This is a genomic window from Caulobacter zeae, assembly GCF_002858925.1.
Taxonomy (GTDB): Bacteria; Pseudomonadota; Alphaproteobacteria; order Caulobacterales; family Caulobacteraceae; genus Caulobacter; species Caulobacter zeae.
The window spans coordinates 1-17,266 of sequence record NZ_PJRS01000043.1; the positions used below are offsets into that span (position 1 = coordinate 1).

Sequence of the window (17,266 nt, forward strand, 5' to 3'; positions counted from 1 at the left end):
TCGCCTGGATGTAGGCACGCACCTTCGGCGTCGTCGTCGCATTGCCATGCAGCTTCACGAGCATCGCTGTTCCTCCAGCCAGGCCAAACCGGAGGCTACACCCAAACCATCCCGCCAAGCTCTCGGGACACAACACGAAGGCGGGGATCCAAGCTGCATTTCAGGAGACGAACCTAGCCTTTTTAGTCCCCGCCTTCGCGGGAAGGGCGGACTGGAAAGACGGCCGTCGATTGATGTCGATCCGACTCAGACCTCGGGTCTGGTTGAAGCGACTGTAAGCCCCCGGACTGGGATGGCGATGCAACGGCCCGGCGAAACGGCGCGCGTGCAAGGCTGAGGCGGATCGAGAACGCCGCCTCGAAACCATCCCACGCCGATTGCTTAGCGGCGGCCGACAAGGTTGAGTTCAATCCCCAACCGCCCCCATGGCGCGTACCTGTGGATCCCGATGCCCGATCTCTCGCGCCTGTCCGACGTCGAACGCCGCGCCCTGCTGCTGCTGGCCCGAGGCCACACGGCCAAGACCGCGGCGGTCGAACTGGGAGTCAGCGAAGGCTCGGTCAATGAGCGACTGCGCGAGGCGCGGCGCAAGACCGGCGTCGGCAGCAGCCGGCAACTGGCTCGCATCGTGGCCGCCGAAGCGCCGGGGGAAGCCCCGCCGGCCACGCCCCAGGAAAATCGGGACAGGAAAATCGGGGTCGCCCCGCTCGTCGGACCGGTCCAGAGACGACGGCGCGACTTCACCCCGCGGGCCGCCTGGCCCGCCCTAGCCGGAGCCACGACCATGATCGCGCTCGCCGCCACGATCGGCGCCCTCGCCGCCCTCACCGTCGTCCATCACCCCGCCCCGACCACGCCCCCCGGTGCGCCCGCGGTGCCTGGCGCCAGGCCCTCTGCCCCGCGCGTCGTGGCGGTCTCGCCCGCGCCCGGCGCCGTCGTGCGGGCCGGCCGCCTCGCCCTGACCGTGACCTTCGACCAGCCGATGCAGGCCGGCTGGTCGTTCATCGCCCGAGACCCCGCTGCCTATCCAGACTGCGCCCCTACGCCCACGCAGTCGCTCGACCGCCGCAGCTTCACCCTCCTGTGCACGGTGGAGGCCGGACGCGGCTACGAGGTCGGCTTCAACAGCGCGCGCCACCGCAACTTCGCCTCCGAAGCCGGCGTCCCGGCGACCCCGGCCCTGGTGAGGTTCACGGCGCGCTAGGGCGAAGCGGCATTCTCTCGAGGCGCCCCGCAAAATCTGCTCCCCCCACACGAAGGCCAGGATCCTAGCGCCCCCCCCCCTCGTCATGCACTGCAGGGCCTAGCACTGCCTGGCCCCGACGACGTGGGGGGAAGCCCGGGGCAAAACAGCCCGAATTGTTGAAGGTGGATCAGACCTAGACGCCAGCGTCCTATCGATGGCCCGGAAGCGCTGTTGTTTCGCAGTAGATCCCCGGTACTCGCTTGCAAGTCGCGCCAACTTGGTTCTCCGCGACCTCGCCATCGCCGTAGGATGCACCAGGGCCGGGACCTGGCGCAGATCCAAGCCCTGATCGACACCGGAGGCGCTATTCACGCGAACGGCCGGCAAGTCGCAATGCGCTCAGGGACGAGGCCTTCACGGCCTTCAACCCGGCCCCGCCTCTAGTTTCGGACGCCGGCGCGCTTGGCCGAAGCGAGCTCTGCGCGCGCAGCCCGGAACACGGAGACAAGTCATCTTCGCACGCTTACCACGCCGCTCTTCACCCGCCCCCTGTCTTCGGAGCCCTGGCAGACAGCCCCTCAGCAAAACGGCAGCCGCCCCGAAAGACGGCGGCCGGCCATGGCGCTCTGCAGAGCGCTTGGATGGACAGCAGGCGCACTCCAAATCCAGTCTGCCGTCCACCCCACGACCGGCATCGCGACCTTGTTGGCTTCAGGGGCTCGACAGCCGCCCGGGCCTTGTCGCGTTCAGAACGACTTGCCGTCGACCTGCTGCGGCTCAAGCCCGAAGACATCGACGCCGTCGACACAGCGGACATTGATCGCCGCCATCTTCGCGCCGTTCGGCGCCTCGCCGCGGGCGAAGGATTCGATGCCGCAATCGGCGCAGAACAGGTGCTGGATCTTGCCGGTGTTGAACCGGTACTCGGTCAGGGCGTCCTCGCCCGACAGCAGGGTGAAGTCGTCGATCGGCGCGAAGGCCAGGACCGAGCCCAGCTTGCCGCATCGCGAACAGTTGCAGGTGATGGTCTGCGACAGGTCGGCCTCGACCTCGAAACGGACCTTGCCGCATTGGCAGCCGCCAGTGTGCTTGCTCATGGCTTCCTCCCAGAACCGCCGGCGCCCTGCCCCAGCGCGCCTTGATGCTTCAACGCTCGCACGAACGCCGCGGCGCCATGCGGTCGGGTGACAAAACGTTCGGGCGGCCATGCGCTCGCGGGGCGGGCGCTGATGGACAGAAGTCCCCGCCGCCGCGCGGATCGCCTAGCACGGCTCCCCGCTCCACTCCATCGGCCGGTGTCGCGCCAGGGCCCCGGCTCGGGAGGCCAGAGCCCAAAGCCGAGACCATGGCCTCGCGCGCGCGGCTCCTTCCCGCTTGCCTCGCCCCTTCCCTAGCAGAACGCGGCGACCGGACCTGGCCGCCGCCTCGGGGCCCGATCTAGATGTCCTCCAGCAGGGCCACGCCTGGCGCCGTCTTCAGCGCCCCGCGCAGCGAGGCGTCCAGCGTGTAGCGTCCCGGCAGTTTCAACTCGATCTCCCGGCCGCCGCCCAAGGCGGCGACGAAGCTGATCTCGCCGCCCTTCTGGGTCATGGCGGGCTCGATGCGCCGTTTGAGGGCCTCGATCTCGGTGGCCGCCGGCGACAGGTGCACGCGCAGGCCGGCCACCACGTTCTCGATGGCCTTCTCGATCGCCTCGGCGTCGTCGCCAAAGAAGCGCACCTCGCCGTCGCGGGCCTTGGAGCGGACCTTGATGACCACGCCCTTGCCCGGCTCGAGCACGTCGCGGCACTTGCGCAGCGATTCCGGCGGGAACAGCACTTCGTACTCGCCGGACGGATCCGACAGCGACACGAAGGCGAAACGCTCGCCGCTCTGGGAGGCGCGCTCCTGGCGACGACGGACGATGCCGCACATGCGCAGGGCTTCGGCGCCCGCCTCGGCCTGGGCCATGGCCTCGGTCAGCATCACGGTGCGCCGGCGGCGCAGCATGCCGACCATGTCCTCCAGCGGGTGGCCGGTCAGGTAGAAGCCGACGGCCGACAGTTCCTCGTCCAGCAGGTCGACCTGCGTCCAGGGCTCGACCTTCTTCAGGCGCGGGCGACTGGCGGCCGCGTCGCCGCCGAACAGGGCGTGCTGGCCGCCCTGGCGGTCGGCCGCGACGCTCTGGCCGTGGGCGATCAGCACGTCGGCGTTGGCGAACACCTGGGCGCGGTTCTTGTTGAACGAGTCGAAGGCCCCTGCCCGCGCCAGGTTTTCGATGGCCCGCTTGTTGACCTGCTTGGGATCCACCCGCTCGACGAAGTCGAAGATGTCGCGGAAAGGCCCGCCCTCGTCGCGCACGGCGACGAGGTGCTTCATGGCTTCCAGGCCGACGTTGCGCACCGCGCCCAGCGCGTAGAGCACCTCGCCGTTCTCGACCTCGAAGTCGGCGCCCGACCGGTTCACGTCAGGCGCCCGCACCGTGATGCTGAAGCGGCGCGCGTCCTGGTGGAAGACCGCCAGCTTGTCGGTGTTGGAGATATCCAGGCTCATCGACGCGGCGAGGAACTCGACCGGCGTGTTGGCCTTCAGCCAGGCCGTCTGGTAAGCGATCAGGGCGTAGGCGGCCGCGTGGCTCTTGTTGAAGCCGTAGCCGGCGAACTTGGCCACCAGTTCGAAGATCGAACCCGACTGTTCCTCGGGCACGCCCTTTTCCTTGGCGCCGGAGACGAAACGGATCTTCTGGAGATCCATCTCCTCCTTCTTCTTCTTACCCATGGCGCGACGCAGCAGGTCGGCCTCGCCCAGGCTGTAGCCGGCCAGGATCTGGGCGATCTGCATCACCTGCTCCTGGTAGACGATGACCCCGTAGGTCTCGCGCAGCACGCCTTCCAGCGACGGGTGCAGGGTGTCGACGGGCTTTCGGCCGAACTTGCAGTCGACGAAGGTGTCGATGTTGTCCATCGGGCCCGGGCGATAGAGCGAGATCAGCGCGGTGATCTCCTCAATCGAGCCGCAGCGCATCTTGCGCAGGGTGTCGCGCATGCCCTGGCTTTCCAGCTGGAACACGCCGACCGTCTGGCCCGAGGCGAGCAGTTCGTAGCTCTTGGCGTCGTCGAACGGCAGGCGGCCAAGATCCACCTCCATGCCGCGCTTGCGCAGGTGCTTCACCGCGCGATCCAGCACGGTCAGGGTCTTCAGGCCCAGGAAGTCGAACTTCACCAGGCCCGCGCTCTCGACCCACTTCATGTTGAACTGGGTGGCGGGGAAGTCCGAGCGCGGATCCTTGTAGAGCGGGGTCAGCTGGGTCAGCGGCCGGTCGCCGATCACCACGCCGGCGGCGTGGGTCGAGGCGTTGCGGAACAGGCCTTCCAGCTGCAGGGCCACGTCCAGGCAGTTGGAGACGTTGGCGTCCTCGTTCTTGGCCTGCTTCAGGCGCGGCTCGATGTCGATGGCCTGGGCCAACGTCACCGGCGCGGCCGGATTGTTGGGCACCATCTTGCAGAGACGGTCGACCAGGCCCAGCGGCAGCTGCATCACCCGACCAACGTCGCGCAGCACGGCGCGGGCCTGCAACGAACCGAAGGTGATGATCTGGGCCACGCGGTCGCGGCCGTACTTGTCCTGCACGTAGGCGATCACCTCTTCGCGTCGCTCCTGGCAGAAGTCGACGTCGAAGTCGGGCATGGAGACCCGCTCGGGATTGAGGAAGCGCTCGAACAGCAGGCCAAAGCGCAGCGGGTCGAGGTCGGTGATGGTCAGCACCCAGGCGACCAGCGAACCGGCGCCCGAACCCCGCCCCGGACCGACCGGAATGCCGTGATCCTTGCCCCACTTGATGAAGTCGGAAACGATCAGGAAGTAGCCGGGGAAGCCCATCTTGACGATGATGCCGAGCTCGAAGTCGAGCCGCTCCCAGTACACGTGCTCCTCCATCGCCAGCGTCAGCCCCTCGAGGCGCATGCGGAGGCCTTCGCGAGCCTGGTGCGCCAGCTCCTCGGCTTCGTTGCGGCCGTCGCCGGTGGGGAAGCTGGGCAGGATGGGGTCGCGCTTCTTGACCATGAAGGCGCAGCGGCGGGCGATGTCGAGGGTGTTGTCGCAGGCTTCCGGAAGATCGGCGAACAGCTTGCGCATGTCCTCGGCCGGCTTGAACCAGTGCTCGGGCGTCACCCGGCGACGTTCGTCCTGGCCGACGAACGAACCGTCGGCGATGCACAGCAACGCATCGTGGGCGTCATAGAGATTGGGCTTGGCGTAGTAGCAGTCATTGGTCGCCACCAGCGGCGCGTCGTGGTCGTAGGCCCAGTCCACCAGGCCGGGCTCGGCGGCCGCCTGCTGCGGCAGGCCGTGGCGCTGGAGCTCGACATAGAAGCGGTCGCCGAACACCTTCTGCATCTCGGCCAGGGCAGCATTGCCCTCGGCCGTCTTGCCGGCGGCGAACAGGTTGTCGACGGGGCCGTCGGTTCCGCCCGACAGCAGGATCAGGCCTTCGGAGTATTCGACCACCTTGGCCCACGGCACGACCGGCTCGGCCAGCTCGCCGCTTTCCAGATAGGCGAGCGACGACAGCTCCGACAGGTTCAGGTAGCCTCGCTCGTTCTGCACCAGCAGGGTGATGGTGGGCTCGCGAGACCAGCGCTCGGACGGCTTGGCGCCGATGCCCTTGACCGGCAGGGCGCAACCGATGATCGGCTGGACGCCGTTGTCCTTGGAGTAGACGGAAAACTCCAGAGCGCCGAACAGGTTGGCCCGGTCGGTGATCCCGGCGGCGGGCATGCCGCCGGCGGCGGCCATGCCCGGGATCTTGTCGGCCTTGATGGCCCCTTCCAGCAGCGAATAGGCCGACCGGACGCGGAGGTGGACGAAACCCTGACCTTCCACACCCGACATGACCAGACCCTCGCTGCTATTCGACTCAGGTCACCAACTGGGCGACCGAACACATCATCCAGACGAAGCCGGCGACAGATACAAGCGCCAAAGACTCACGCGCGATCCGGACCATAACATCCCTCCACAGCTCGTTGGCTAGTTGCCTTTTTGTTCTGTATTCCCCTTTCGTTCTCATCGCAATAGTCCACAGGCAAGTTGTGAGCTTTTTTGTCGCGCGGGGCCGATCGCCGCGGATCAACCGGGCGGCTCTGGCCTTCCCGCGCGGAACGCGGCAGAAGCCCGCCATGCGCCTGATCATCGACACCGACACCGCCGGAGACGACGTCTTCTCCCTGATGCTCGCCCTGCGCCGCCCGGGCGTCAGCGTGGAAGCCATCACAATCAGCCACGGCAATGTCGGCTTCGAACAGCACGCAGAGAACGCCCTGGTGACGCTGGAAGCCTGCGAGGCGGCCGGGATTCCGGTCTATCTGGGCGCAGGCAAGCCCTTCAGCCGCATCCCGTTGGACGCCGCCTACGTGTTCGGCGAGGACGGCATGAGCGACGCGGGTTTTCCCAAGACCGCCCAGCGCCCCTCCTCCGGCCACGCGGCCGACGAGATCGTGCGACGGGTGATGGAAGCGCCCGGCGAGATCACCCTGCTGGCCCAGGCGCCGCTGACCAACATCGCCCTGGCCGTGCTGCGCGAGCCGGCGATCGCGAAGGCCGCCAAGGCCCTGTGGGTCATGGGCGGCACCGACAACGGCGTGGGCAACGTCACGCCGGCGGCCGAATACAATTTCTATGTTGATCCAGAGGCGGCCAAGATTGTCGTCAACGCCGGCTTCGACCTGCACGTCGTGACCTGGACCGAAACCCTGCGCGACGGCCTGCTGACGACGGCGCAACTGGCGCAGCTCGACGCCCTGGGCACGCCGCGCGCGACGTTCTTCACCAAGGTCAACGAGGCCTCGCTGGCCTTCGCCCGCGACACCGAAGGCCTGGACGGCAGCCTGCACCCAGACGCCCTGACCTGCGCGGCCATGCTCGACGAAAGCCTGGTGCTGGAAGCCGAGCGCTGCGTGATCGACGTGGAGACCATGGGCGAGCTGACCCGCGGCTATCTGAGCGTGTCGCACTCGATCCTGCCGGACATCGAGATCGCCGACCCGGCGCTGAAGCGCCGCGAGCCCAACGCCCGGGTCATCAAGAAGATCGACCAGGCCGGGTTCTTCGCCGCGATACAGCAGGCGCTGCTCTGAATTCAAGCTGGTGCGTGTTCCTCGTCCTTCGACAGGCTCAGGATGAGGAACAGGGCAAGGCCGCGCACCAGAGAACCTCACCCCTGAGCTTGTCGAAGGGCGAGGTTTTCGCCCCTGCCTATAACGTCTGCGGCTCCAGGTGGCCGTCGCGCAGGGCGAAGACCCGGTCCATGTAGCGGGCCAGTTCCATGTTGTGAGTGGCGATCAGGGCGGCGACGCCCTGCCCGCGCGCCAGGTCGTAGAGCGCCTGGAAGGTGGCGGCCGAGGTCGCCGGATCGAGGTTGCCGGTCGGCTCGTCGGCCAGCAGGAGCTTGGGCGAATTGGCCAGCGCACGGGCGATGGCCACGCGCTGCTGCTCGCCGCCAGACATCTGGCCCGGCTGGTGGTCGACGCGCGCCGCAAGACCCAGTTGCCCCAGCAGGCCGACCGCACGCTCACGCGCCTCGGCCCGACGACGGCCGGCGATCATCTGCGGCAGCTCCACGTTCTCGGCCGCGGTGAACTCCGGCAGCAGGTGGTGGAACTGGTAGACGAAGCCCACCGTCGACAGCCGCACCTTGGTGCGCTGGCGCTCGGAAAGCTTGGAGCAGTCCTTGCCGTCGACGGCGATGATGCCGGCGTCGGGGCGCTCCAGCAGGCCGGCCGCGTGCAGCAGCGACGACTTGCCCGAGCCCGACGGCCCGATGAGGCCCACGACCTCGCCCGGATAGACGTCGAGATCGGCGCCGCGCAGCACGGTCAGCTTGCCGGCCTCGGTGACGTAGGTGCGCTCGACGCCGCGCAGCGACAGGACGGGGCTACTCATAGCGAAGGGCCTCAACCGGATCGAGGCGCGAGGCCCGCAGCGCCGGCGGCAGGGTCGCCAGCACGCTCATCAGGGTGGAGATCGAGACGACGCCGCCCACCTCGACCCAGTCGATCTTGGCCGGGATGTGGGCCAGGAAATAGATGTCGGCGCTGAACACCGCCGTGCCGGTGGCCCATTCGACGAAGTTCTGGATGGCCGAGATGTTGGCGCAAAACAGCACGCCCAGCAGCAGGCCCGTCAAGGTGCCGGCCAGGCCGATCGAGGCGCCGGCCATGATGAAGATGCGCAGGATCGACGACTGGCTCGCGCCCATGGTGCGCAGGATGGCGATGTCGCGGCCCTTGTTCTTCACCAGCATGACGAGGCCGGAGATGATGTTCAGGGTGGCGATGGCGACGATGAAGAACAGGATCAGCCGCATGACCTTGCGCTCGACCTGCAGCGCGTTGAAGTAGCTGCTGTTCTTGTCCATCCAGTCGGTGATGAAGGCGCCGGGGCCGACGGCCTGCTCGATGGCGGCCTTGGCCTGCTTGGCGTTGTCGGGGTCGGTCAGCTTGACCTCGACATAGTCGATGGCCGTGTCACGCCCGAAGAACAGCTGCGCCTGGGTCAGCGGCATCATCACGTAGCTCTCGTCGAACTGGCTCATGCCGACGCTGAAGACGCCGCCGACGACATAGTCCTTCTCACGCGTGGAGGTCCCGAAGGCCGTGGCCGGGCCTGAAGGCGAAATCAGCGTGATCGGGTCGCCGACCGACAGACCCAGGTTGCGGGCCATGCGGTCGCCGATCAGCACCATGTCGCCGCCGTACTCGCCCTCGCCGTAGCCGTCGAGCGAGCCCTGCTTGATGTTCTTGGAGATCAGGGTCATGCCGCGCAGGTCGGCGGGGTTCACGCCCCGCACGATGGCGCCGGTCACCTGGTTGGGACCGATCACCATGGCCTGGGCCTCGACCAGGGGCGCGGCCTGGACCACGCCGGGACTGGCCTTGATGCGGGCGATGACGCCCTCGCGGTCAGGGCCGTTGACCAGCGGCCCCTGGGCATAGATGTGGCCGTTGAAGCCCAGCAGCCGGCCGAGCAGCTCGGCGCGGAAGCCGTTCATGACGCTCATCACGGTGATGAGGGCGAACACCGCCAGCATCACCGCGCTGAACGAGATCACCGAGATCAGGGCGACGCCGCCGTTCTTGCGCTTGGTGCGCAGGTAACGCCAGGCGACCGTCCGTTCCCAGATCCCGAAGGGCCCCGCGCCGAACGCCATCAGGCGGCCTTGCCAGTCAGGCGGGCCAGGACGGCGTCGAGCGGCTCGGAGACGCGCTCGCCGGTCTTGCGGTTCTTCAGCTCGACCACGCCTTCGGCCACGCCCTTGGGCCCGACGATCAGCTGCCAGGGCAGGCCGATCAGGTCCATGGTGGCGAACTTGGCGCCGCCGCGGGCGTCGGTGTCGTCATAGAGCACGTCGACGCCGGCGGCCTGCAAGGCCTTGTAGGCGCTGTCGCAGGCCGCGTCGCAAGCCGCGTCGCCCTGGCGCATGTTGACGATGCCGACGTGGAACGGCGCGACGCTTTCCGGCCAGATGATGCCGCCCTCGTCGTGGCTGGCCTCGATGATCGCGCCCAGCAGGCGCGAGACGCCGACGCCGTAGCTGCCCATCTGCGCGGGCGTTTCCTTGCCATCGGGGCCCATGACGTAGGCCTTCATCGGCTCGGAATACTTCGTGCCGAACGAGAAGATGTGGCCGACCTCGATGCCGCGGGCCGACAGGCGGTCGCCCTCGGGGATCGCATCGAAGGCGGCTTCGTCGTGCATTTCCTCGGTGGCGGCGTAGAGGGCCGTGCGCTGGTCGACCAGCGGCTGCAGGTCGCCGTACCAGTCGACGTCGGCGCCGGGCGGATCCATCTCGACCAGGTCCTTGTGGCAGAAGACGGCGCTTTCGCCCGTCTCGGCCAGCACGATGAACTCGTGGGAGAGATCACCGCCGATCGGGCCGGTGTCGGCGCGCATCGGCACGGCCTTCAGGCCCATGCGGGCGTAGAGGTTCAGATAGGCCACGAACATGCGGTTGTACGACTTGCGCGCGCCCTCGGCGTCGAGGTCGAAGCTGTAGGCGTCCTTCATCAGGAACTCGCGGCCGCGCATCACGCCGAAGCGCGGACGGCGCTCGTCGCGGAACTTCCACTGCACGTGGTAGAGGTTCTTGGGCAGGTCCTTGTAGCTGCGCACCGAGGCGCGGAAGATCTCGGTGACCATTTCCTCGTTGGTGGGCCCGTACAGCAGCTCGCGCTCGTGGCGGTCGGTGATGCGCAGCATCTCCGGGCCGTAGGCGTCGTAGCGGCCCGACTCGCGCCACAGGTCGGCCAGTTGCAGGGTCGGCATCAGGAGCTCGACGGCGCCGGCGCGATCCATTTCCTCACGGACGATCTGCTCGACCTTGTTGAGCACCCGCAGGCCCAGTGGCAGCCAGGCATAGATGCCGGCGGCCTCCTGGCGGATCATGCCCGCGCGCAGCATCAGCTGATGCGACACGATCTGGGCGTCGGAGGGAGCTTCTTTCAGGACGGGCAGGAAGTAGCGCGACAGGCGCATGGACGAGACGTCTCCGGGAGTATTCGAGGCGTTGAGATAGCCGCTCGCCGTTCAGCTTGGCAACGCGCGCGGCGAAAAGATGACGTTTTGAGCGTCGAGGGCGCCTGACTGTCGAAAGAGTTGGGCAACGCCCGCGCTCTCTCCGGCCCGACGCCCCGAGCGGAGCCATAACGAAAAGAAGGCCGCGCGGTTCAATCGCGCGGCCGTTCAAGTTCATCGTCGGGGAAGACGCCACAGAGCAAGGCCGAACCCGGCCTCGTCATGACAATCTACGACCGTCGAACGGCTGTTGGGGCATGCGATTGCCGCTGACGTTCAAGCTCCGCGCGTTTCGCCCAAGACATGGGCGTTTGACGGGCAGGAGATCGCAGGTCGCACAAGGCTTGGGCGCCGGCGCGGCCGCTGCAAAAGTTTTCAATAGGTCGAGGGCAGGTCCGGCAGGCTCACCAGCTGGAACTTCACCACCAGCCACAGAATCGAAAACAGCACAGCCGTGATCCAGGTGGTGGTGAAGAACTTGCGCTTCAGGTTCGGGTTCACCGGCGCGCCGGGATCGGCGCCCGGCGGCGGCTCGATTCCCATCTCGTGATAGCTGCGCACGCCCAGCGGCAGCACGGCGAACAGCACCGTCCACCAGATGGTCAGGAAGATCGCGACGCTGGTGATCGGTCCCATCAGTGATGCGCGTCCTTGGGGCTTTCCATCAATTCCACGAGCATGCCGCCCATGTCCTTGGGGTGAACGAAGATGATCAGCGTTCCATGGGCGCCGATCCTCGGCTCGCCTAGCACGGTCGCGCCCTTGGCGACCAGAGCGTCGCGGGCCTCGTAGATGTTCTCCACCTCGAAGCAGACGTGATGCTGGCCGCCCTTTGGGTTCTTGGCCAGGAAGGCGTGGATCGGGGACTTCTCGCCGTAGGGCTCGATCAGCTCGATCTGGCTGTTGGGCAGGTTGACGAAGCAGACCCAGACGCCCTGCTCCGGCATGGCCCACTTCTCGGTGACCGAGGTGGCGCCCAGCAGCTCGCGGTACATCTTCACCGACTCGTCGATGGAGGGCGTGGCGACGCCGATGTGGTTGAGCCTGCCGATCATGGTTCCTGTCCCGGGGCTGGTGCGGAGTTGGAGACCAACTAACCGCGCCTCCGCTCACGGCAGTCAAGCGCCGCGAAGACCCTTCAGCCAGTGGAAGCGCACCGGCAGCACGCCGACCAGCAACAGACCGAGCACGAAACCGCCCAGATGCGCCTGCCAGGAGACCAGGATCAGCCCCTGCTGGCTGGCCAGGCCATAGGCGCCGGCGGCGACCACGACGATCAGGTTCATCACCAGGAACGACAGGGCCGAACGGCCGACGGCCTTGGAGAAGATCGGGTGCAGTTCTTCCCTGCCCGGCCCCACCAGCCGCGCACCCGCGCCCCACAGGCCGCAGATGGCGCCCGAAGCGCCCAGCAGCCAGGCGTCGGGCATCATGAGGCCCGCCAGCGCCACGCCGGCCAGGCCGCAGCCCACGTAGAGACCGCCGAACAGCAGGCCGCCGAGCGCGTCGCGACCCAGCCGCTGGGCCAGCCCCGGCCCCAGGGCGACCAGGGCGGCGGAGTTCATCACCACGTGCAGCCAGCCGGCGTGCAGGAACATCGAGGTCAGCGGCGTCCACCACAGGCCGTCCCGGAAGTTGCCGGGGTGGAAGGCGCCGTAGCTGAGCATCTGCTCCTCCAGCCCCAGCGGCGCGCTGGCCAGCTGGGCGGCGAAGACGATCCAGATCAGGCCCAGGGTCACCAGGACCGGCCAGGCCTCGAACCAGATGACGGCCGGCCCCTGGCCGAAGATCCCCTCGCGCCGCGAAGGCGTTTCGGGAGGCTCGGTCGGGGGCTGGTCGTCGATGCTCATGCGGGCGTCAGAGGCGCAGGACGGTCGTCTCCACGACCGGCTTGCGTTCCCAGATGCGGAAGGCGGCCTTCTTCACCGCGCGCGAGATGGCGTTCTCGATGGTTTCGTCGATCTCGCGGTCGTCGCCCGACAGGCGCTTGAAGGCCTCTTCGGCCTCTTCCGCCAGGTCGTCCAGGGCCTCGTCGAGCGGATACTCCTCGTCGCCGGCCAGGCCCAGGCCCCGGACCTGCGGGCCCGAGACGATCTTGTTGCGGCCGTCCAGCACGATCGACACGGCCAGCACGCCGTTGAACGCCGCGTGGCGACGTTCGCGCAGGGCCTCGCCGTTCTCGGGCGTCACGACGCCGCCGTCGACGTACAGGCGGCCGGCCGGCACCTCGTCGATGATCTCCGGATGACCCGGCGCCAGCCGCACCATGTCGCCGTTGCGGGGCGGGACGGCGTGCGGGACCTGAAGGTCCTTTGCGAAGGCGGCGTGCTCGAGCAGGTGGCGGCGCTCGCCGTGGGTCGGCACGGCGATCTGCGGCCTGGCCCATTGGTACATCTGCTTCAGCTCGTCGCGGCACGGGTGGCCGCTGACGTGGATGCCGGGGGTGTCGCGCTCGGTGTGCAAGCGCACGCCGCGATCGGCCAGCTTGTTCTGCAGGTTGCGGATCGGGATCTCGTTGCCCGGGATCACCCGCGAGCTGAACACCACGTGATCGCCCTGCGAAAGCTTGACGTGCGGGTGATTGCCCTCGGCGATGCGGGCCAGGGCCGCCCTCGCCTCGCCCTGGCTGCCGGTGCAGAGATAGAGGATCTCGTTCTCGGGCATATGCTTGGCCTGGTCGTCGGTGACGAACGGGTCCAGGCCGTCGAGCAGCCCGACCGAACGGGCGGCGGCGGCCATGCGGTGCATCGAACGGCCGGCCAGGCAGACCTTGCGGCCGGCGGCCTGGGCGGCGCGGATCACGGTGTCCATGCGCGCCACGTTCGAGGCGAAGCAGGCCACGGCGATCTTGCCGGTCAGGCCAGCGATCAGCTTGTTCATCTCGACGCGGACGTCGGCCTCCGAGCCGGACTCGCCCTCGACGAAGACGTTGGTGCTGTCGCAGACCATGGCCAGCACGCCCTCGTCGCCCAGGCGGCGCAAGGCGTCGACGTCGGTGGCCGCGCCCAGCTGGGGATCGGGATCGATCTTCCAGTCGCCGGTGTGCAGCACGGTGCCCAACGGGGTCTTGATCGCCAGGCCGTTCGGCTCGGGGATCGAGTGGGTCAGCGTGACCATTTCCAGGTGGAACGGGCCGAGGTCGAAGCTGCCGCTCAGCGGCACTTCGTGAACCTCGACCTCGTCCAGCAGGTTGGCGTCACGCAGCTTCTCGCGCAGCAGGAAGGCGGTGAAGGGCGTGGCGTAGACCGGCGCCTTCAGCTGCGGCCACAGCCAGGCGACGGCGCCCAGGTGGTCTTCGTGCGCGTGGGTCAGGACGATGCCGAGAATGTCGTCCGCATAGGGCACGATGTACTCGGGGTCGGGCAGGATGATCTCGACGCCCGGCGTCGTCTGGTCGCCGAAGGTGACGCCAAGGTCGACGACGATCCATTTGCGATCGTCGGCGGGCCCGAAGCCGTACAGGTTGAAGTTCATGCCGATCTCGTTCGACCCGCCCAGCGGCAGGAAGACGAGTTCGTCGTTGGTTTGCTTTTTCATTCGGTCTCTAGGTGGGTATTGCGGCGGTGAATTTCGAGGAGACCACGGATGGTCAGATCGGGATCGAAGTGGTCGATGCTGTCGGTGGCGCCCTCGAACAGCGAGGCGACGCCGCCGGTGGCGACCACGGTCAGGTCCTCGCCGCGCTCTTCCTTGATGCGCGAGACGAGCCCTTCGATGAGTGAGATGTAGCCCCAGAACACGCCCGACTGCATGGCGCCGACCGTGTCGGTGCCCACGATCTTGCCGGGACGCTGGATGGCGATGCGGGGCAGCTTGGCGGCCGCTTCGTGCAGGGCCTGCATGGAAAGGTTGATGCCGGGGGCGATGATGCCGCCCTCGAAGGCCCCGTCGGCGGCCACGACGTCGAAGGTGGTGGCCGTGCCGCTGTCGATGACGATCAGCGGGCCCCTGTAGACCATGCTGGCGCCCACGGCGTTGACGAGGCGGTCGGCGCCGGCCTCGGACGGCTTGTCGATGCGGATGTCGACGCCCAGACGGGCGTTCTCGCCGATCACCAGCGGCTCGACGTTCAGGTAGCGACGCGACAGGTTACGCAGGTTGAACAGCGACTGGGGCACGACGCTGGAGATGATGCAGGCGTCCAGCGAACGGAAGCCCAGCCCTTGCATCGACATCAGCTGCGACAGCCAGACGACGTACTCGTCGGCGGTGCGGGTGCTCTCGGTGGCGGCCCGCCACTGGGCGATCCACGACTGGCCGTCGTGGATGGCGAACATGGTGTTGGTGTTGCCCTGTTCGATTGCCAGCAGCATCACGAAGCTCCGAAGAAGACGTCGCCGGCGGTGATCCGGCGCAGTTGGCCGTCAGCGAGACGAAGGCGCAAGGCCCCGTCGCCGTCGAGGCCCTCGGCTATGCCCTCGACCGTCTCGTTGCCGAGCCGGGCGATGCAGGGTTCGCCCATTCCGAGAGCCTTGGCGGTCCAGGCGTCGGCGATGGCGGGAAAGCCCAGGCGCAGCCAGACGTCGAGCCAGCGGTCGAACGAGGCGGCCAGCACCCCGATCGCCTCGACCGGCGACGGCGGCGGCTCGGCCCGCCAGGTCGGCAGGGCCGTGGTCGGGCGCTCGCTGTCGATCGGCTTACGGGCCAGGTTCACCCCAATGCCCACGGCCAGCCACAGGCCGCCATCCGGCGACTTGCCGGACTCGATGAGGATGCCGCTGATCTTGAGGCCGCCGACCATCGGGTCGTTGGGCCATTTCAGGCTGACCAGGCGCTCGGGAACATAGGCGGCCAGCAGGTCGGCAACCGCCAGGGCGGCGACGAACGAGACCTGGGCGGCTTCGGCGGGCGGCTTGTCTAGGGTCAGTAGAAGGGTGGCGGCCAGATTGCCGTCGCCGGTTTCCCAGGCGCGGCCCCGGCGGCCTCGGCCCGCGGTCTGCCGCAGGCCGACGATCCAGACGGACTCTGTCCGCCCCGCTTCTGCGCGGCGGCGGACCTCGGCGTTGGTCGAGTCGATCTCGTCGAGAACGACGACGGGCGGCCCCTTGCCCGCCCCGTTGTCGAACGGGGGGCCGCCCGTCACGTCAGAGGTGGCCGAAGGCGGCCGCCGCCGCCTTGGCGGCGGGGTCGAGCCAGACCAGGGCGGCCAGGACGATCGGGAACGAGAACAGGGCCGCGGCGAAGCCGATCGCGCGAGCGGTCGGTTGCGGCTTGTCCACCGAACCCGCGGGCGCGTCGAACCACATCGCCTTGATCAGGCGCAGGTAGTAGAACGCGGCCACGACGCTGCCCACCAGGCCGAGCACGGCGGCCCACTGAAGCGGCACGTCGCCCGAGCCCATGGCGGCCTTGAAGACGTAGAACTTGGCCCAGAAGCCCGAGAACGGCGGCAGGCCGAGGGCCGACAGCGAGAACGCGGTCATGGCCAGGGCGACGCCGGGACGTTCTTTCACCAGACCGGCCATGTCCTCGATGGTCTCCATCGGCTTGCCGTCACGGCTCAGCGCCTGCAGGCAGGCGAAGAAGCCGGTGACGTCCACCATGTAGAGCACCATGAAGACCAGCATCGAGTGCAGGCCGACCTCGCCGCCGGTGGCGACGCCCAGCAGGGCGTAGCCGACGTTGGCGATCGAGGAATAGGCCCACAGGCGCTTGAGGTTGGTCTGGGCCAGGCCGGCGAAGGCGCCGACGAACACCGACAGCAGGGCCGCGATGATCAGCACCTGGCGCCATTGCGACACGGCGTCGGGGAAGGCGTCGCCCAGCACGCGGGCGAACATCATCATGGCGGCCAGCTTCGGCGCGGCGGCGAAGAAACCGACGACCGGGGTCGGGGCGCCTTCGTAGACATCCGGGGTCCACATGTGGAACGGCGCGGCCGAAACCTTGAACGCCAGGCCGCAGATCACGAAGATCAGGCCGAACAGCAGGCCAAGGCCGTGAGCGCCGTGCGAGGCGGCGGCGATGTCGGCGAAGCGGGTCGAGCCGGCGAAGCCGTAGATCAGCGAGGCGCCGTACAGCAGGATGCCCGACGACAGCGCGCCCAGCACGAAGTACTTCAGGCCCGCTTCCGAGGCCTTGGCGTCGTCGCGGCGGAAGGCGGCCAGGACGTACAGGGCCAGCGATTGCAGCTCGACGCCGATATAGAGGCTGATCAGGTCGCCGGCCGAGGCGGTGACGCCCATGCCGACGGCCGACAGCACCACCAGGACCGGGAATTCGAACTTCTGGTCGCCGCGGGCGGCGAGCCAGCGGTCGCCGAGCACGACGGCCACGGCGCTGAACAGGAAGATCGCGACCTTGGCGTAGCTCGCCGCGGCGTCGGCCGAGTAGACGCCGTTGAAGGCGTGGCCGTGCGGACCGATCGCCGCCAGGACGGCGGCGGCCAGCAGCGCCAGGACCGAAGCGCCCGTGAAGACCGGCGTGGTCTTCTTGGAGAAGGCGCCCCAGACCAGCAGGACCAGGGCCGAGACGCCCAGGACCAGTTCCGGAAGGACGAGGGAGATGTTGGCGGAGAACGTCATGGGATCC

At 68.1% G+C, this 17,266-nt stretch carries 15 protein-coding genes; 2 read left to right on the forward strand and 13 right to left on the reverse strand.

Annotation, left to right across the window (positions count from 1 at the left end; genetic code table 11):
* The first annotated feature begins 448 nt into the window (after nt 1-448).
* Nucleotides 449-1,204 carry a LuxR C-terminal-related transcriptional regulator gene (locus SGCZBJ_RS25780; protein WP_205685440.1) on the forward strand — a complete coding sequence of 252 codons (756 nt, stop codon included), beginning with the start codon at nt 449-451 and terminating at the stop codon, nt 1,202-1,204.
* 728 nt (nt 1,205-1,932) lie between these two features.
* Here SGCZBJ_RS25780 and SGCZBJ_RS20675 read toward each other — a convergent pair.
* From SGCZBJ_RS20675 to sidA, 3 genes are all read right to left on the reverse strand, one after another.
* Nucleotides 1,933-2,283, reverse strand: a complete 351-nt coding sequence (locus tag SGCZBJ_RS20675; RefSeq protein ID WP_101719825.1) for a GFA family protein — start codon at nt 2,281-2,283, stop codon at nt 1,933-1,935.
* 340 nt (nt 2,284-2,623) lie between these two features.
* Nucleotides 2,624-6,055 (reverse strand): DNA polymerase III subunit alpha, encoded by a 3,432-nt coding sequence (gene dnaE / locus SGCZBJ_RS20680; RefSeq protein ID WP_101719826.1) that lies wholly within the window; start codon nt 6,053-6,055, stop codon nt 2,624-2,626.
* A 25-nt stretch (nt 6,056-6,080) separates the two neighbouring features.
* Nucleotides 6,081-6,434 carry a cell division inhibitor SidA gene (gene sidA / locus SGCZBJ_RS26415; RefSeq protein ID WP_338065466.1) on the reverse strand — a complete coding sequence of 118 codons (354 nt, stop codon included), beginning with the start codon at nt 6,432-6,434 and terminating at the stop codon, nt 6,081-6,083.
* On the opposite strand from sidA, the gene SGCZBJ_RS20690 reads away from it, so the two are divergent.
* Nucleotides 6,343-7,299: a nucleoside hydrolase gene (locus tag SGCZBJ_RS20690; protein WP_101719828.1), complete on the forward strand. Its 957-nt coding sequence runs from the start codon at nt 6,343-6,345 to the stop codon at nt 7,297-7,299. The two genes, sidA and SGCZBJ_RS20690, sit on opposite strands and share 92 nt — an antisense overlap.
* A gap of 118 nt (nt 7,300-7,417) precedes the next feature.
* On the opposite strand, the gene SGCZBJ_RS20695 is transcribed toward SGCZBJ_RS20690, so the two are convergent.
* From SGCZBJ_RS20695 to nuoN, 10 genes are all read right to left on the reverse strand, one after another.
* Nucleotides 7,418-8,104, reverse strand: coding sequence for an ABC transporter ATP-binding protein (locus SGCZBJ_RS20695; protein ID WP_101719829.1), 687 nt, complete (start codon nt 8,102-8,104; stop codon nt 7,418-7,420).
* The gene (locus SGCZBJ_RS20700; RefSeq protein WP_101719830.1) at nt 8,097-9,371 is read right to left on the reverse strand and encodes a lipoprotein-releasing ABC transporter permease subunit; all 1,275 of its coding nucleotides are present in this window, start codon (nt 9,369-9,371) and stop codon (nt 8,097-8,099) included. Before SGCZBJ_RS20700 ends, SGCZBJ_RS20695 begins: the two co-directional genes overlap by 8 nt.
* Nucleotides 9,371-10,696 (reverse strand): proline--tRNA ligase, encoded by a 1,326-nt coding sequence (proS, locus tag SGCZBJ_RS20705; protein WP_101719831.1) that lies wholly within the window; start codon nt 10,694-10,696, stop codon nt 9,371-9,373. The genes SGCZBJ_RS20700 and proS overlap by 1 nt, the downstream gene beginning before the upstream one ends.
* Nucleotides 10,697-11,110: 414 nt before the next feature.
* A complete protein-coding gene (locus tag SGCZBJ_RS20710) occupies nt 11,111-11,371 on the reverse strand; it encodes a DUF1467 family protein (protein WP_101719832.1) in 261 nt (86 codons plus the stop codon).
* A complete protein-coding gene (gene mce, locus SGCZBJ_RS20715) occupies nt 11,371-11,790 on the reverse strand; it encodes a methylmalonyl-CoA epimerase (RefSeq protein WP_101719833.1) in 420 nt (139 codons plus the stop codon). Before mce ends, SGCZBJ_RS20710 begins: the two co-directional genes overlap by 1 nt.
* A 63-nt stretch (nt 11,791-11,853) precedes the next feature.
* Nucleotides 11,854-12,585: a rhomboid family intramembrane serine protease gene (locus SGCZBJ_RS20720; protein WP_101719834.1), complete on the reverse strand. Its 732-nt coding sequence runs from the start codon at nt 12,583-12,585 to the stop codon at nt 11,854-11,856.
* A gap of 7 nt (nt 12,586-12,592) precedes the next feature.
* Entirely contained in the window at nt 12,593-14,272 is a 1,680-nt protein-coding gene (locus SGCZBJ_RS20725; protein WP_101719835.1) for a ribonuclease J, read from the reverse strand.
* Nucleotides 14,269-15,051 carry a type III pantothenate kinase gene (locus SGCZBJ_RS20730; RefSeq protein WP_101719836.1) on the reverse strand — a complete coding sequence of 261 codons (783 nt, stop codon included), beginning with the start codon at nt 15,049-15,051 and terminating at the stop codon, nt 14,269-14,271. Before SGCZBJ_RS20730 ends, SGCZBJ_RS20725 begins: the two co-directional genes overlap by 4 nt.
* Nucleotides 15,048-15,818 carry a biotin--[acetyl-CoA-carboxylase] ligase gene (locus SGCZBJ_RS20735; RefSeq protein WP_101719837.1) on the reverse strand — a complete coding sequence of 257 codons (771 nt, stop codon included), beginning with the start codon at nt 15,816-15,818 and terminating at the stop codon, nt 15,048-15,050. The genes SGCZBJ_RS20730 and SGCZBJ_RS20735 overlap by 4 nt, the downstream gene beginning before the upstream one ends.
* Nucleotide 15,819: 1 nt before the next feature.
* The gene (nuoN, locus tag SGCZBJ_RS20740; RefSeq protein ID WP_101719838.1) at nt 15,820-17,259 is read right to left on the reverse strand and encodes an NADH-quinone oxidoreductase subunit NuoN; all 1,440 of its coding nucleotides are present in this window, start codon (nt 17,257-17,259) and stop codon (nt 15,820-15,822) included.
* Nucleotides 17,260-17,266: the final 7 nt, after the last annotated feature.

What these genes read in the sequence shown, in the direction of transcription:
- SGCZBJ_RS20720 (WP_101719834.1), bottom strand. Translation starts at nt 12,585, where the DNA reads ATGAGCATCGACGACCAGCCCCCGACCGAGCCTCCCGAAACGCCTTCG.
- SGCZBJ_RS20710 (WP_101719832.1), bottom strand. Translation starts at nt 11,371, where the DNA reads ATGGGACCGATCACCAGCGTCGCGATCTTCCTGACCATCTGGTGGACG.
- SGCZBJ_RS20725 (WP_101719835.1), bottom strand. Translation starts at nt 14,272, where the DNA reads ATGAAAAAGCAAACCAACGACGAACTCGTCTTCCTGCCGCTGGGCGGG.
- nuoN (WP_101719838.1), bottom strand. Translation starts at nt 17,259, where the DNA reads ATGACGTTCTCCGCCAACATCTCCCTCGTCCTTCCGGAACTGGTCCTG.
- SGCZBJ_RS20700 (WP_101719830.1), bottom strand. Translation starts at nt 9,371, where the DNA reads ATGGCGTTCGGCGCGGGGCCCTTCGGGATCTGGGAACGGACGGTCGCC.
- proS (WP_101719831.1), bottom strand. Translation starts at nt 10,696, where the DNA reads ATGCGCCTGTCGCGCTACTTCCTGCCCGTCCTGAAAGAAGCTCCCTCC.
- SGCZBJ_RS25780 (WP_205685440.1), top strand. Translation starts at nt 449, where the DNA reads ATGCCCGATCTCTCGCGCCTGTCCGACGTCGAACGCCGCGCCCTGCTG.
- dnaE (WP_101719826.1), bottom strand. Translation starts at nt 6,055, where the DNA reads ATGTCGGGTGTGGAAGGTCAGGGTTTCGTCCACCTCCGCGTCCGGTCG.
- SGCZBJ_RS20690 (WP_101719828.1), top strand. Translation starts at nt 6,343, where the DNA reads ATGCGCCTGATCATCGACACCGACACCGCCGGAGACGACGTCTTCTCC.
- mce (WP_101719833.1), bottom strand. Translation starts at nt 11,790, where the DNA reads ATGATCGGCAGGCTCAACCACATCGGCGTCGCCACGCCCTCCATCGAC.
- SGCZBJ_RS20695 (WP_101719829.1), bottom strand. Translation starts at nt 8,104, where the DNA reads ATGAGTAGCCCCGTCCTGTCGCTGCGCGGCGTCGAGCGCACCTACGTC.
- SGCZBJ_RS20675 (WP_101719825.1), bottom strand. Translation starts at nt 2,283, where the DNA reads ATGAGCAAGCACACTGGCGGCTGCCAATGCGGCAAGGTCCGTTTCGAG.
- sidA (WP_338065466.1), bottom strand. Translation starts at nt 6,434, where the DNA reads ATGGCTTCCACGCTGACGCCCGGGCGGCGCAGGGCGAGCATCAGGGAG.